A 15406-nucleotide genomic window follows, 5' to 3' on the forward strand; every position below is an offset into this window, starting at 1 on the left:
TAACGGACACCGAGCGAAGTCGAGGTGAAACTAAATAGAATTTGGCTACTGGCAGAATTGCGTATATCCATATTGAAAATTAAAAAAATTTAAAGGGGAATAAAATTGAAATTATTTGACTCAACAAAGCAGAATTTTATTTGCTAAGTAAATTATTTACAATATTTTCAAAGTGATTAATTCTTATTAAACTTTTAATTACACATGTATTTGATCCTTCGGCACCAATTTTCAATACAACCATTTCGGTATTTCCTACGATCATTTACCTTTTTTTAGTTTCCTGTATTCCTAAAACATCATCTGAATTAGCATAAACACCCTTTTACAAATCAATAGTTATGAACCCTTTTTTTAGAAAATTTCGAATTCCCTTTTCTTTCCTTTTTACACTTGGAGTTTGGATAGGATTACCGGCCGTCTTATCTGCCCAGTCCATCTTCGAGCAGATCGGAAGGCTGCCGGTCACTACCTACACTCCTGAGGAGTATGGTGGTTACCCTTCTGTATGGGCTGCTATCCAGAGTGAGGAGGGACTGATGTATTTCGGGACAGGATATGGAGTGCATGAATATGATGGGGTTAACTGGCGTTCTCTTTTTGATCGAAATAACAGTGTAACGATCCGCGGCTTAGCAAAAGAAACCAAAGGAAGGATCTTTTATGCCGGAACTGATTTCGGTTATTTGATGTCCAATCCAAAGGGAGAAATGCAGGCGGTATCTTTACTTCATCTGATTCCTGAAGAGATTCGGTCAGGAATAAATTTTTTTTCCATCAATTTCTTGGATTCCTATATATTTCTCCAATCAAGAGATCAGTTGATCAGACTGGAACTTGCGGAAGATTATTCTTTGAAATCCCTAAAGACCTGGCCTGCGGAGACCACCTTCACTTTTACTTTTGTACAGGGAGCCGATTTTTTTATCCATCAAAATGAGCGGGGTCTTTTCCAATTAATTGGCGAGGAGATCAAGCTTGTCCAAGGAACAGAGATTCTGGGAAAGGATCGGTTCAGGATTATGCTTCCTTATCCAAGTGATAAAGGGAAGACATTTCTATTTGGAGGTTACTCAACCGGATTCTACCTTTTTGATGGGAACACAGTCAGTAAGTTTCCAACCCAGGTAGATCAATTGATCAAAGGAGGTGCAGGACTGTTGTATCATGCGTTTCCCTATCAGGGTAATTACATCCTTTCTTTTTCAGGAGCAGGAATAGTCATCATGAGTCCAAAAGGCGAAATACTCAATAGGATCGGAACCGAACAAGGTTTGCCTACAGATGTCATGAATGAAGTTTATTTAGATAAAGGTCAGGGTCTTTGGGCGATGACTGAGGATGGAATAGCAAGAATAGCCATCGATTCCCCGATCCAAACCTTTGGGAAGGAGCTTGGAATCAATTCGGGGGTGAAGTCAATTAGAAAGCAAGACGGAAAGTTCTTCCTAGGGACTTCAAACGGCCTGCTAAAGTTTGATGAAAAAAGCAAAACCTTTCAATTTATACCTGAAATAAATTCAATTGGAATAATTGATTTATATCTAGACGGAGAGGATCTGATAGTACCAAGTTCCCAATTACAGGTATTTAGAGATGATAAAGCCATTAGGTTGGATTTCCCCAAAGATATGGGCCGGCCAATTACAACTTTTATTCCTAAAAACAACCCAAATCTCCTTATGGTTGGTACGAGTTCAGGACTCCTGCTTTACGAAAGAGGCCTTTCAAAAGGATTTCCATGGGAATTAAAGGGGAAAGTTCCTGGAATAGGCAGTATTAGCACCTATTTTTTTGAAGGAAAAGACGGGACAATTTTTATAGGTGGGGCTGGAAAAATCCATGCGCTTAATCTCGAAAGTATTGGATTGGAAATAGGAAATACAACTGGAATTAAAAACACTGTATTTGAAGTTAATGCCTCAGAAGATTCTTTTTCCTTGGTGGATGGGGAGTTATATAAAACCTCCCCTCAGGGTATGCAGAAGTATTCATCCAAGGAAGGAAAATTTCTACCAAATGATGACTTCAGTGAAGTGGAAAAGGACATGTTCGATTTCATCCAGCATAATTCCGGAATTTTATGGTACGAATCTCTAGCAGGTAAAAAATTTGTGTTGAAGCGGAATGAAGTAGGAAAATTTGTGAAAGATGATACGCCAAATTCTGTTGCGCCTTACTTGTCCGAAATTGATTTTATCGATGAAGACAGCATTATGTGGTTTGGGTCACCAAAAGGCCTGATCCGCTATGACCCGAAAAAGGACAAACATACCGATAAGGAATTTTATACCCTGATACGAAGGATAGAATCCAAGGCGGATACACTTCCGCTGATCGCCTATGGCAGGGATAAAACCCTTCCTTCAATGGAATTGGTGGAAAATTCATTGCGGTTTGAGTTTGCCGCGCCCTATTTCGAAGAGGAGAAAAAAACCAAATACCAGACCTACCTAGAGGGTTTTGACGCAGACTGGGTGGACTGGAACGACAACCGGTTTAAGGAATATACCAACCTGTCTCCGGGTGCCTATACCTTTCATGTCAGGGCAATGGCATTCACGGGAAGAGTAAGCGAAGAAGCGTTCTTTTCCTTTGTGGTATTACCGCCCTGGTACGCCACTTGGTGGGCTTACCTGATTTATTTCTTACTGTTCGTCGGATTGATTACCGCCATCGTGAAATGGCGCTCCCAAAAACTCAAAGCTGAAAATCAGATCCTTGAAGAAAGAGTAAAAGAAAGGACGGCGGAATTGGAAAAATCTTACCACAACGTGGAACTGTTGGGTGAAATCGGCAGAAAAATTACTGCCTCCTTATCGGCTGAAAAGATCATTGCTACGGTTTATGCCAATGTAAATGCACTGATGGAAGCCTCTGTCTTCGGTATTGGTATCTACCATGAGGAAACTCAAACCCTAGACTTTCCTGCTACTTATGAAAACGGGGAAGCTTTAAATCCCTATTCAAATTCAATCAAAGATCCTAATAGACTATCAGCGCTATGTTTCAATACAGGAAATGAAATAGTAATAAATAATTTGAACGAAGAGTACGGAAAATACCTACAAAAAATGCCTACACCTTCCAAAGGTGAGGCACCGGTTTCTCTCATTTATCTACCTTTGAAAGTAAAAGGAAAAATGTTTGGGGTGATCACTGTGCAGAGTTTCACCAAAAATGCTTTTTCAGAATACCACCTGTATATGCTCAGGACGATTGGAGTATATACAGCAATCGCCCTTGAAAATGCCGAATCCTTCCAGAACCTGCAGCAAACCCTCGGCAGCTTAAAGGCCACTCAGTCGCAGCTAATCCAATCCGAAAAGATGGCTTCCCTGGGAGAACTCACCGCGGGAATAGCCCATGAGATTCAAAATCCCCTGAATTTCGTGAATAATTTCTCGGAACTGAATAAAGAACTCGTGCAAGAGGCAAATGAGGAATTAGCTAAAGGAGAAATTGAAGAAGCGAAAGCAATTTTAAAAGATATTGGTGAAAACGCAGAAAAAATCCATCACCACGGCAAGCGGGCTGATAGCATTGTGAAAGGAATGCTGGCACACAGCCGTAGCAGTTCGGGTGAAAGAATGCATACAGATATCAATGCACTGGCAGATGAATACCTTCGGCTCTCTTACCATGGATTACGCGCAAAGGACAAAGGCTTCTTTGCAGAATTTACAACAGAACTGGATTCCGATCTTCCAAAAGTAAATGTGGTGCCACAGGATATGGGGCGTGTGCTACTGAACCTGATCAACAATGCTTTTCAGGCTTGTGCAGGGAAAGACCTGCCAGGTTTTGTTGACGACGACAAAGAAAACCTGGCAGGTCTAACCCCAATGGTCACCGTCTCCACCAAAAACCTTGGCGACAAAATCGAGATCTCCGTCCAAGACAATGGCCCCGGCATACCCGATTCTATCAAGGAAAAAATCTTCCAACCTTTCTTCACTACCAAGCCAGCAGGCTCGGGAACAGGCTTGGGATTAAGCTTGAGCTATGATATTGTGAAGGCGCATGGAGGCGAACTCAAGGTAGATTCGGAAGTAGGAAAAGGAACAACTTTCAGGGTGCTTCTTCCGGTTTAATTTGGTACTCGCCCATTTCTAGCTTTAAAAAGTCAAATATCAATCGTAAGGGATAGGAATTACAATTCTATTTTTTCAAATTGAGACAATAGAATTAATGCTAAATCCGAATCCATTGTGAAAAATAACAGAAGAGACTTCCTACAAAAAATCAGCCTTGGGACGGCGGGCCTTGCCGCGGTACCTTTTGTTGGAAATGCAAAAGCCATGCAAAAAGCACCGGTTTACATGGCATGGTTTGGCTGGGAACCAAATCTGTACAATGGCCGTATGCGTGCTTTCCACTGCATTGACATTTGCTTTTGGTTTGACAATACAGACAGAATGTACACGCATACGGGAGGAGGCCAACGCCCAAGAGTCCTATCGGAGAAAATGTCAGCATCTCTTTTGGCATTTATGAAAACTGGAAACCCCAATGCTGGGGCCTTACCTAATTGGCCAAAATTCGCTGCTCAAAACGGCGAAATAATGGTCTTAAACGATGTGGTTGAGGTAAAAAATGACCCAGATCGATCCGCAAGGCTGGCTTTGGTATAAATATGTAAATAACCCAAGTGCTTTTATTCCGTTTGGAATTTGGAAAAGTCAGTGAGCTTTAGCTTTTTGACTACCAAATTCCAAACTTTCCCAAAATGATTGAAAGAAAACATTTGCCCATTATTGCCCTAGGAATTTTTGTAGGAGCTTTTGGTTATTGGACAGCAGATTTTTCAATTGATGGAGAATTTTCACGAGTAATTTATTCCATTTTGGGCCCGGGGGCGTTTATCTGCTCCGTGATTTCAGTTTTCGTCAGAAAAAAATCTCCCGGTTTCATAGCCCTTTTGATTAGTTTGGGTGTCATGCTGGGAATGCTTTCCAAAATTTTCTATGATATTATAAGAGACTCCTCCTCCCATAATTTATTGCCATTTGAATTGCTTTTGGGATTAGTGATTGTAATTCCTGCGGCATTTTTAGGTTCATTTTTAGTTTGGGGTTTAATTAGGATCGCAGGAAAAAATTAAGGTTCTCCGGTTCCATTTTTGGTTTTAATTGAGACTTTTCTGGGCATTTGGTTAACTTATGGCTCTCAAAATTTTAATCTATGACCGATTTTAGAAACTACATAGTTCCTTATGAATTTGAGCCTGAATATTCAAAATCAGTAGCTTACTTCTCGATGGAATTTGCCATCCATCAACCTCTAAAAATCTACAGTGGGGGCTTGGGGTTCCTCTCCGGTTCTCATTTGCGTAGCGCTTTTGAGCTAAAGCAAAATCTTATAGGAATCGGTATTCTTTGGAAATATGGCTACTATGATCAAGGCAGAAATCAGGATCAGACTCTGAAACCCGAATGGTACGAGAAAACTTACAGCTTTTTGGAAGATACCGGGATCAAATTTACAGTACCTGTCCATGATCAGCCTGTTTGGGTAAAAGCTTGGTATCTGCCTCCAACGACTTTCAAAAGCGCACCACTTTTCCTCTTGAGCACCGATCTGCCGGAAAATGACTACCTCAGTCAGACCATCACCCACCGACTGTATGATGCAGATACCGCCGCCAAAATCGCTCAAATGATGATTCTAGGTTTAGGTGGAGCCAAACTTATTGATGAGCTAAACTTCAACCCGGATGTCTATCACCTTAATGAGGCTCATGGAGTAAGTAGTGTTTTCTACTTGATGAAGAAATTTGGTAGCAAAGAAGAAGTCCAAAAGCGATTGGTGTTTACCACCCACACTCCTGAGGAAGCAGGCAATGAAAAGCATGACTTTCACCTTTGTGACAAAATGAGCTATTTCTATGGACATTCCATTGCTGAGGTACATTTGCTGACTGGAATAATGGGAGATCAATTCAACCACAGTTTAGCCGCCTTACGTTTTGCAAGAAAAGCCAATGGGGTGAGTAAACTCCACGGAGAAGTAAGTCGAAAAATGTGGGGATTCTATCCAAACATTCCCGAAATCCAGTCGATCACCAATGCCCAAAACTGGAATTATTGGGCAGACAAGCAGCTTTTCCGATTTATGGAAGAAGCAGATAATCCGGGTTTTGATGATCGTAAGCGCCACCTGAAGAAGCGGGCTTTTGAAATTGTTGCTGATCAGACTGGAAAGCTACTTGATCCCGATGTTTTGACGATTGTGTGGGCAAGAAGATTCGCCGCTTACAAAAGGCCTGAATTGATCACGCGCGATATCCGTCGATTTGATGCGCTGATGCGAAATACAGATCGACCGATCCAAATCATCTGGGCCGGCAAGCCATATCCAATGGATTATGGTGCAATAAGCGTCTTCAACCAACTGGTACACTTGAGCAAACACTACAACAATGTCGCTGTCTGCGTGGATTATGAATTGACACTAAGCAAGCGACTAAAGCAGGCTTCCGATGTCTGGCTAAATAATCCCCGGGTACCTCGGGAAGCATCCGGAACAAGCGGAATGACAGCCTCCATGAATGGCGCCATCAACTTCAGCACTGATGATGGTTGGATTTGTGAATTTGCCAGACATGGAGAAAATTCCTTTATAATCCCTCAGGTGGATTATATCCATCTCAGTGTTCAGGATCAGGATGAAGAGGATTTGGCACACCTATACGATATTCTTGAAAATCAGATCATTCCAATGTATTATGACAATAAGCGTAAGTGGAGAGATATGGTCCAAGCCGGAATGCACGACGTTCGCTACGAATTTGAGAGCAATCGAATGGCTAAAGATTATTACGAGTTGATGTACAAGTAATTTTGTAATTCCACGAATTTTCGTTCGGACTGCACCTCGACAAGCTCGTTGTCCGGAGGTTTTTGGTTTTGAGAGGAGGGGAGGAATATGCGGCGCATATTCCTCCCCTCCATACTTTAATCATGTACTCGGTGGCCGAGCTTGTCGAGGTCATTTAGTTTCAATTTACCTGGTGGTACCAAAGCCGTGAGTTATTTTGTTTTACCCTGATCTTCAAAGCTTGATAATTACTTTTTATGTGTATCCGCTTCTTTGCCAGTAGAAAAAAACCAAAAGGAGGAATTAGGCCCAAAATTAAAGTTTATGCTCTCTTCGGTCTCCCGTCTTCGGTCCTTCCTACCGAAGGCAGGCTTCCAGCCGAATTTAAAGAGATAATTTGTTTAGTGGCAGAATTGTGTATATCCATCTTGCTTTTTTTATATTATCACTCAATCAAGATGCCCTTTTATGAATTCCTTTGATTACATCATCGTAGGTGCCGGTTCGGCAGGTTGCGTTCTTGCAAATCGGCTTTCAGAAAATCCCCAAATCTCGGTTTTACTCATCGAAGCAGGCGGGCCAGACAAAAAACTGGAAATCGGAATCCCTGCCGGTTATGCAAAACTACATCGATCCGAGGTGGATTGGGGGTTTTGGACCGAACCACAAGAATTTGTCAACAATAGAAAAATTTATTTGCCAAGAGGAAAAGTCCTGGGCGGATCAAGTTCTACCAATGCCATGGCCTATGTAAGAGGCAACAAGGCAGACTATGATGAATGGGAAAGCCTGGGAAATCCGGGTTGGGGATATGAGTCGATTTTACCCTATTTCAAAAAGTCAGAGCATAATGAAGATCTTCAGAACGAGTTCCACGGACAAAAGGGTCCGCTTCATGTGACTTTTGCAAAGAGCCATCAAACCCCATTTGCCAAGGCATTTGTAAAAGCATGTGTCGAAGCTGGAATCCCCGAAAACCAGGATTACAACGGAGCAACTCAAGAGGGCGCTGGATTTTTCCAGTTCAACATCAAAGGGGGGAAGCGACATAGCTCTGCCAGTGCATTTCTCAAACCCATAATTGCCAGAAAAAACCTCAGGATCTTGACTCACTCCCAAGTCAAAGAAATTCTAATCAAAAATGACCGTGCAATCGGCGTTGAATTTTTCTCCGGAAAAAATTCCACTGATACGGCTTACGCTAAAAAAGAGGTCATCCTAAGTGCAGGTGCTTTTCAATCGCCCCAACTCCTCATGCTATCAGGAATCGGTGAACCGGAAGAATTGAAAAAAAGAGGAATCGATCTTGTCAAATCTCTTCCAGCAGTCGGTAAAAACCTTCAGGATCATCTGTTCTTTCCAGTATCCGGTTTATCCTCTACGAGAGACGGCTTTAATCATCATCTGAGTCCATTGAATCAAGTCAAAGATCTCATTCAATACTTGATAACCCACCAAGGAGTAATGACTTGCAGTCCTCTGGAGGCTGTGGCTTTTTACTCCACTCAAAAAAACAAACCTGTGGATTTCCAACTTCATTTTTCTCCGATCCAGGCAGGAATGGATGGGAAAACCGACATGTATGACTTGAACACTTACCCAACCACAGACGGCTTTACCATATTGCCAAGTCTTCTAAAGCCCAAAAGCGTAGGGTATGTTGGTCTTAATTCCCATCATGCGACTGAAGCACCGATCATTCAGCCTAACTTTCTCTCACAGGAAAAGGATCTGCAAACGTTAATCGATGGTGCCAAAAAGGCGCTTGAAATTTTTTTCCAGGATTCCTTTACTCCTTACTTCAAAAGTCTGGTTTGCCCTTTGGATCAGTCAGATGAAGGAATTGCCGCGCATATTTGCGAACGGGTAGAGACCATCTATCATCCTGTTGGGACTTGTAAAATGGGAATTGATTCCGACTCAGTAGTTAATTGGAAACTTCAGGTGAATGGAATCGAAGGCTTAAGAGTGGCAGATGCCTCCATCATGCCTAGGATTGTGGCTGGCAATACCAACGCCGCCGTAATTATGATCGGAGAAAAGGCAGCTGATATGATTCTAAAGGATTCGGAAGGCTGATATAATCACGTCTATTTGATTTTATACACTTTCCCTTCTGTCTTGCTCATGATGTAGACATTATTTTCAGCATCAATTCCGAATTTCAGGTCAACCCGGTCATGATTGACCAAAGTCTGCATGGAAACTTCTTTGCCCTCAAAAGTGACTCCCCAAGTCTTCACAACTGGACTGGAAGATTCATTGAGATCTGCAAAAAAGAGACGGCCTGAAGGAATGTCCCCAAAGATGAACTTCCCTTTCAATGGACCATATGGCATGGTATACCCACCAATGATCGCCACAGTCTCGTCATGCTCCAATTGTATAAGTGGATAAGTGACTCCATATTTTTTATCATCCGCCGGCAAAGGGTATAACGCTCGAAAGCTTCCAAAAGGATTGATTCCAAAAGTTCCTTCCCGAATCGGCCATCCATAGAACTTGCCGGGTTCTATTCGATTGATCTCCTCAATGCTATGCTGACCAATGTCTGTAGAGTGGAGTTTTCCTTTTTCATCCCAAAAAACTCGATTGGGGTTTCTGAATCCATAGGCAACGATCTCTCCTGCTTTGCCCGGAACTCCCGCAAAAGGATTGATTTTAGGAATTCCATACTTACCGTTTTTTCCATCTTTTCCTGCAGGATCAATCCTCAAAATGCTGCTGTATATGCCCGCTCCACGATGATTGGAAATTGCAGCAAAGCGCTTTTCAGCCGTTCCTCCATCTCCATATCCGATGTAAAGCAATCCATAATCTGCATCTCCATTTTTGGAAGTTGGATTGAAGGTGAGCTCTTGCATACCATGGGCTTGAGAAGAATTGTCAATCCGGAGAATTTCCCGGTCTGTTCCTTTGAAATTTCCGGAATTTGGGTCGTCCACTTTCCACTCAGTCAACACCCATTGCATAAAAACGGATAGACTATCAGTGTATCCAAAATCTGATTTTTGAGTTCCTCCAGGCTCAGTGTGGGAAGTATAGAATAAGCCGTTGTTTTCGAAATCAGGGTGAAATGCAAAACTGCCCACTCCAGTGGCCCAGCCTGGTTTACTCACCATGTCAGGACGCTTTTCTTTCAGGTTTAAATACAAAACTGGTTTTTGATCAACAAACTCATAAAGTCCAACACGTTGATCGTTTATGAAAAGCCTCTTTGTCCCGGGAATCGGCTCCATTTTTGTCATTTTGGCCAAAGGTGGAACAGGGTCAGAGGCGGGGAGTTGAGCAAAAAACTCCAATTCAAGGCGAATACCGGAGTCCTGAATTTTCTCGGGGATCAAGTTGGAAGTGGTGTCCCCGCTGATCGGGATTGGCAAGGTCTCAAAAGTGTGCATATAGCTAAGCAGCGCATCGATATCCTGATCTATCAAATCCGGAAAGCCAGGCATTTGGCTCTTGTATTTAGCAAGAAGTTCCACGGCTCGTGGATCTTTTGCATCTATGGCGACGGCAGGATTTTTTATAAACTCCGTGATCCACTGAGTTTCAATTTGACGGGTGAGTCCGCTTAGGTTAGGACCTATTGCGTCTTCATTGAAGTTATGACAGGTGGAGCAGTGCTTTTCAAAAAGCGTCCTTCCCTTAAGAATTTGGGAGGCATCTGAAGAAATATCACTTCCAAATTGCTCTTCCTGAGACGAAGAACAGGCCCAAGAAAGAAGGCCTAAGGCTAGAAATTTTACAATTTTTGGAATCATCAATTCTAAAATTGAAGGTTTTTCCAGTACTAAAAAAAACTACCTCTATTTATTTACGAAATGGATTTCATAGGATTATTTTTTTTAAAGGCCTCACCCGACTGCCGACATGCCTGTCTGCCTTAGGTAGGCTCGATTTCATCGAACTAGTTCACTATTGTCCTTAAAGTTTCAAGTCTTCGTTGATTCCACTTGAATAATTCCATCGCTGCAACAATCGGGATTGCCAATAAAATAACATAAGTCCATTCCTGAAAAGTGATAGGTTCTATCCTCAATGCACTTTGCATAAATGGAATCTGCATGCTTAATATATGCAAACCCTGTGCAGCAAGCACTCCCATCACCAAAATCCAATTCCGATTCAGCGGGATTTTGAACATGGAAACACGCTCAGAACGGCTATTGAAAGCGTGGAAATTCTGCATGAAAACCATCAGTAAAAGGACGAGATCACGTGCATGATACTCGCTCATCTGCCTCACTTCTATCAACCAATACCAAAATCCAAATGCAACAAGTCCAATGGTCAAACTTGCCACCAGAGTCTGCTTCACCATCAGTGCGTCAAAGACCGACTCTGTCGTCCTTCTTGGCTTTTTGTTCATTGCGCCCGCTTCTCCGCTTTCAAAAGCCAAGGCGACATCCTGAATACCGTTAGTAACAAGATTCAACCAAAGCAACTGCACAGCCAAAAGAGGTAGTGGTAAACCCATCATCACAGAAAGAAAAAACATGATGACTTCGGCCGCCCCGGTAGAAATGAGCAAGAAAATTACTTTCCTCACATTGTCGTAGGCAAATCGACCTTCTTCCACTCCTGCTACAATAGAACTGAAATTATCATCAGTGACAATCATCGAACCGACCTCCTTAGCGACGTCAGTGCCAGAGCCCATCGCGACACCGATATTTGCACGCTTTAGTGCTGGCGCATCATTCACACCGTCTCCGGTGACAGCTACAAATTCCCCATTTTTGATTAAGACATCCACGATTTCCAACTTTTGGACTGGAGAAACCCTTGCAAAAACAGTAGTGGATAGCACCAAGTCTTTGTACTTCTTGTCTTCTGTTCTCCCCGCCTCACTGAGCATTTGGCCTGTTACTACTGTTTGACCTTTTTCTATTATTCCCAACTCTTGGGCTATCGTAAAAGCTGTAGAAGGATGATCACCGGTAATCATTAAGACTTTGATTCCTGCCTTTTTACATTTTTCAACTGAGTCCTTGGCCTCGAATCTGAGCGGATCTATAAAACATACCAAACCCAAAAATTCAAGGTCTGGAATGTCTGTTTCTGAATATTCTTCTTTTGATTCAAATCGGGTAGAAGATCCTTCTGCAAATGCCAGGACGCGGTAACCATTGGAAGCCAGTTCATCCGCATGTTTTAAAATGTTGGAAACATCTTCCTGTGATTTACTTCCGCAAAATTTTAAGATCGTTTCTAATGCTCCTTTTGCTCCGAAGTAGATATCAGACCCAACTTGATAAAATGCTCCTGAGAATTTTCGTTCTGATTCATAAGGAATTTGTCCCAAAACTGGAAAGTTGTTTTTCAGATCATCAGGAGTTGTCTTGGTTTTATAGGTCAATGCCAAAAGCGCTACATCCATCGCGTCACCATAAAAAGTCCACTCTCCGTCCACAGATTGTAGTCCACCTTCATTGGCCAAAGCAGCAACCCTGATTAATCGGGAAATTGGTTCTGGGTTTTCTAAGTTTCTGACTTCTCCCTCTCCATTGTAGCCTTCTCCCGTGATCTCATATCTATTCCCACCGGATAGAATAATCTCTTTCGCCGTTTGTTGGTTGACCGTAAGAGTTCCTGTTTTATCACTTGCAATCACTGTGCAGCTTCCTAATGCTTCTACTGCATTGAGTTTTCTGACGATGACGTTCCGCTTAGCCATCCTTCGGGTGGCAATCGAAAGTGCTACAGTCAAGGCAACTGGAAGACCCTCGGGGATTGCAGAGACAGCTAAAGCCACAACAAAAAAGAAAATCGAAGCCAAGTCCATTCCTTGAAATCTCAGCAAGAAGGAAAGTATCAGCCCCAAGATCACAATAAACAATGTGATCTGCTTGATAAATTTCTCCATCCGTTGAATCAAAGGAGGTTTGGCGGATTCTCCGGTAGCTACATTCTGAGCGATTTTTCCCACCTGAGTATCTTTACCTGTTTCCACAACCAGCCCTTTTCCACGTCCGGAAAGGACTGTCGCTCCTGCAAATGCCATATTGAAACGATCAGGAATTCCTGTTGATTTTTCCAAAAGATCAAGTTTCTTAAAGGATGGGTGGGATTCTCCCGTCAAGAAACTCTCATCTATTTCCAAACTTGATGCTTCTGCAAGCCGAATATCAGCGGGAACTTTCATCCCTGACTCCAAAAAGACCAAATCTCCCGGCACAAGAAACTCCGAATCAATCTCCTTTATCTTTCCTTCTCTTTTGATTTTTGCTTTGATTTTCATCAGTTGCTGAAGAGCAGATGCACTTTTTTCCGCATTAAACTCTTGATAAGTCCCGAGTCCAGTATTTATTAATATGACAAGGAAAATGAATACGGCATCTTTTGCCTCTCCAATAAGTATGGAAGCAAAAGCTGCCAAAACAAGAATAAAAATCAAGGGATTGAGCACTTGATGAAGAATGATCTTCATCAAGGTGGTTTTGGATTGTTCTGGTAATTTATTGGGGCCAAATTGGTTTAAGCGATCTTTCGAGTCAGAATCGCTCAGCCCTTTTCCGTCCGTACTTAGTGTTGAATAAATTTTTTCCCAATCCAGAGAATGCCAGGAATCTTCGCTTTTGATTTTTTGAATATCCATGTTTAAAATATTTAATTCAGGTTAAAAAACAGATTAACAAAAGCTTACGCTTTGATAGCATAAACTAGACCTATCAATCGAAAGAAAAAATGATTTTTGACAAAACATGATAAAAATCAAAAAATCCTCCGATTGAATTTACAATCGGAGGCTTCGTTATTATATCTATCGTTAAAATGGATATTTGCCCTGAGCGATCATATAATCGGCAATTTGCCTTCTTAGCTCTTTGGTATTGACCAAATCGGCTTTGGTGTAGCGCTTTAGACCCATTAGCATGATTTTTTGTTCATCACCCTTGGTAAATGAGGCGATGGCTTCTTTTGCTGCGTCATTTATTTTGTTCACAGCTTCAGAAAGGTAAACCTGAGACATAGCAATCTGATTAGAGCAAGCAGCTTCTCCTTTTATGCTTACCAATTTTTCGGCGCGTAGAATTCCGGATTCGGCAGCATAGATTTCAATCATCAAATCCGCCAAATTCATCATAATCTCCTGCTCGTCTTCAATCCGATCCTGAAGGGCCATAGCAGCTTTTCCTCCCACCATCAAAAAGATCTTTTTCAAGTTTTTCAAAACTTCCTTTTCCGCTGCGAAAAGTTCTGAGGTATCCACAGTTTCAAATGAAGGTACTGAGGTCAGCTCAGCAGAAACAGCCATTGCAGGTTCGAATAGATTTACTTCACCTTTCATCGCACGCTTCAACAGCATTCCTACCATGAGCATTCGATTGATCTCACTGGTCCCTTCATAGATTCTGGAAATTCGGGCGTCTCTGTAGGCTCTTTCCATAGGAGCATCCGCAGAATATCCCATTCCTCCATAAATCTGAACACCTTGGTCCACTACATAGTCAAGCACTTCCGAACCGTGGATTTTAGCAATCGCACATTCCATTGCGAAGGTTTCGACTCCTTTTAATTTCGCCTCCGCATCATCCATTCCTTCTGAAATCAAAGCATTGATTCGATCTTCAATATCCTGACCCGCACGATAGCACAGTGATTCGGTCACAAAAGTTCGAATTGCCATTTCTGCCAATTTGGACTTGATTGCTCCAAACGTATTGATGCTCACGCCAAACTGCTTCCGCTCGGTGGAATATTTAAGGCAAAGTGAAATTACTCCCCGCACGCCTCCCAAAACTCCCGCACCAAGTTTTACCCGGCCGATATTTAGGATATTCACTGCGATTTTGAATCCATTCTGACGATCGGAAAGCATATTTTCAGCTGGAACCGGACAGTCATTGAAGAAGACCTGACGGGTAGATGAACCTTTGATGCCCATCTTTTTCTCCTCCTCGTTCATGGTGATTCCACCGAAGGTTTTTTCTACGATGAAAGCCGTGAGGTTTTTGTCGTCCTCGATTTTAGCGAAGACAATGAAAAGGTCCGCAAATCCGGCGTTTGAAATCCACATTTTCTGCCCATTGAGCAAATAGGTCTTGCCGTCGGCTGAAAGCGTTGCCTTTGTTTTACCACTGTTTGCATCCGACCCTGCATCAGGTTCGGTGAGGCAATAACAAGCTGCCCACTCTCCAGTGGCAAGTTTTGGAAGGTATTTTTGCTTTTGCTCCTCCGTGCCGTAGTACAAAATCGGCAATGTTCCGATCCCGGTATGTGCTCCATAAGTGGTGGAAAAAGATCCTGCCGAACCGATAATATCAGCTATCAGCATAGAGGTATTGAAGCTCATGCCCATTCCCCCATATTCTTCGGGAACAGCGATGCCTAAAAGCCCTAATTCACCTGCCTTCTTGAAAATCGAAGGAACCAAGTCAGGATTCTTCATACTGTCAATTTCCTCGATGTTCGGAGTAATCTCCGTATCAATAAAATCCTGACAGGCCTGAGCCATCATTTTTTGCTCTTCTGTAAACTGCTCAGGTATAAAAATATCCTGCGCCTGGGTCTCTCTCACGAGGAATTCACCTCCTAGGATTGCTTTTGTAAGTGTTGCCATTATATATAGACTTTAGATTTTAGA

At 42.4% G+C, this 15406-nt stretch carries 8 protein-coding genes; 5 read left to right on the forward strand and 3 right to left on the reverse strand.

Features of this window, described 5'->3' with window-relative positions; translation table 11 throughout:
- Positions 1-341: 341 nt before the first annotated feature.
- From ACK4HU_RS02160 to ACK4HU_RS02180, 5 genes are all read left to right on the forward strand, one after another.
- A complete protein-coding gene (locus tag ACK4HU_RS02160; RefSeq protein WP_409803203.1) occupies positions 342-4094 on the forward strand; it encodes an ATP-binding protein in 3753 nt (1250 codons plus the stop codon).
- A gap of 117 nt (positions 4095-4211) precedes the next feature.
- Positions 4212-4634, forward strand: coding sequence for a carboxylesterase family protein (locus ACK4HU_RS02165; protein ID WP_409803204.1), 423 nt, complete (start codon positions 4212-4214; stop codon positions 4632-4634).
- A gap of 95 nt (positions 4635-4729) precedes the next feature.
- Positions 4730-5104, forward strand: a complete 375-nt coding sequence (locus ACK4HU_RS02170) for a hypothetical protein (protein WP_409803205.1) — start codon at positions 4730-4732, stop codon at positions 5102-5104.
- An 80-nt stretch (positions 5105-5184) separates the two neighbouring features.
- Positions 5185-6840: an alpha-glucan family phosphorylase gene (glgP, locus tag ACK4HU_RS02175; protein WP_409803206.1), complete on the forward strand. Its 1656-nt coding sequence runs from the start codon at positions 5185-5187 to the stop codon at positions 6838-6840.
- A 447-nt stretch (positions 6841-7287) separates the two neighbouring features.
- Positions 7288-8898 carry a GMC family oxidoreductase gene (locus ACK4HU_RS02180; protein WP_409803207.1) on the forward strand — a complete coding sequence of 537 codons (1611 nt, stop codon included), beginning with the start codon at positions 7288-7290 and terminating at the stop codon, positions 8896-8898.
- Between the two features lie 11 nt (positions 8899-8909).
- Here the strand turns inward: ACK4HU_RS02180 and ACK4HU_RS02185 are convergent, their stop codons facing one another.
- From ACK4HU_RS02185 to ACK4HU_RS02195, 3 genes are all read right to left on the reverse strand, one after another.
- A complete protein-coding gene (locus tag ACK4HU_RS02185; RefSeq protein WP_409803208.1) occupies positions 8910-10580 on the reverse strand; it encodes a PQQ-dependent sugar dehydrogenase in 1671 nt (556 codons plus the stop codon).
- 146 nt (positions 10581-10726) lie between these two features.
- The gene (locus ACK4HU_RS02190) at positions 10727-13417 is read right to left on the reverse strand and encodes a cation-translocating P-type ATPase (RefSeq protein ID WP_409803209.1); all 2691 of its coding nucleotides are present in this window, start codon (positions 13415-13417) and stop codon (positions 10727-10729) included.
- A 171-nt stretch (positions 13418-13588) separates the two neighbouring features.
- The gene (locus ACK4HU_RS02195; RefSeq protein ID WP_409803210.1) at positions 13589-15382 is read right to left on the reverse strand and encodes an acyl-CoA dehydrogenase family protein; all 1794 of its coding nucleotides are present in this window, start codon (positions 15380-15382) and stop codon (positions 13589-13591) included.
- Positions 15383-15406 lie beyond the last annotated feature (24 nt).

Origin of the sequence: Algoriphagus sp. (assembly GCF_046296635.1) — a bacterium.
Classification (GTDB): Bacteria; Bacteroidota; Bacteroidia; order Cytophagales; family Cyclobacteriaceae; genus Algoriphagus.

What these genes read in the sequence shown, in the direction of transcription:
- ACK4HU_RS02160 (WP_409803203.1), top strand. Translation starts at nt 342, where the DNA reads ATGAACCCTTTTTTTAGAAAATTTCGAATTCCCTTTTCTTTCCTTTTT.
- ACK4HU_RS02170 (WP_409803205.1), top strand. Translation starts at nt 4,730, where the DNA reads ATGATTGAAAGAAAACATTTGCCCATTATTGCCCTAGGAATTTTTGTA.
- glgP (WP_409803206.1), top strand. Translation starts at nt 5,185, where the DNA reads ATGACCGATTTTAGAAACTACATAGTTCCTTATGAATTTGAGCCTGAA.
- ACK4HU_RS02180 (WP_409803207.1), top strand. Translation starts at nt 7,288, where the DNA reads ATGAATTCCTTTGATTACATCATCGTAGGTGCCGGTTCGGCAGGTTGC.
- ACK4HU_RS02185 (WP_409803208.1), bottom strand. Translation starts at nt 10,580, where the DNA reads ATGATTCCAAAAATTGTAAAATTTCTAGCCTTAGGCCTTCTTTCTTGG.
- ACK4HU_RS02190 (WP_409803209.1), bottom strand. Translation starts at nt 13,417, where the DNA reads ATGGATATTCAAAAAATCAAAAGCGAAGATTCCTGGCATTCTCTGGAT.
- ACK4HU_RS02195 (WP_409803210.1), bottom strand. Translation starts at nt 15,382, where the DNA reads ATGGCAACACTTACAAAAGCAATCCTAGGAGGTGAATTCCTCGTGAGA.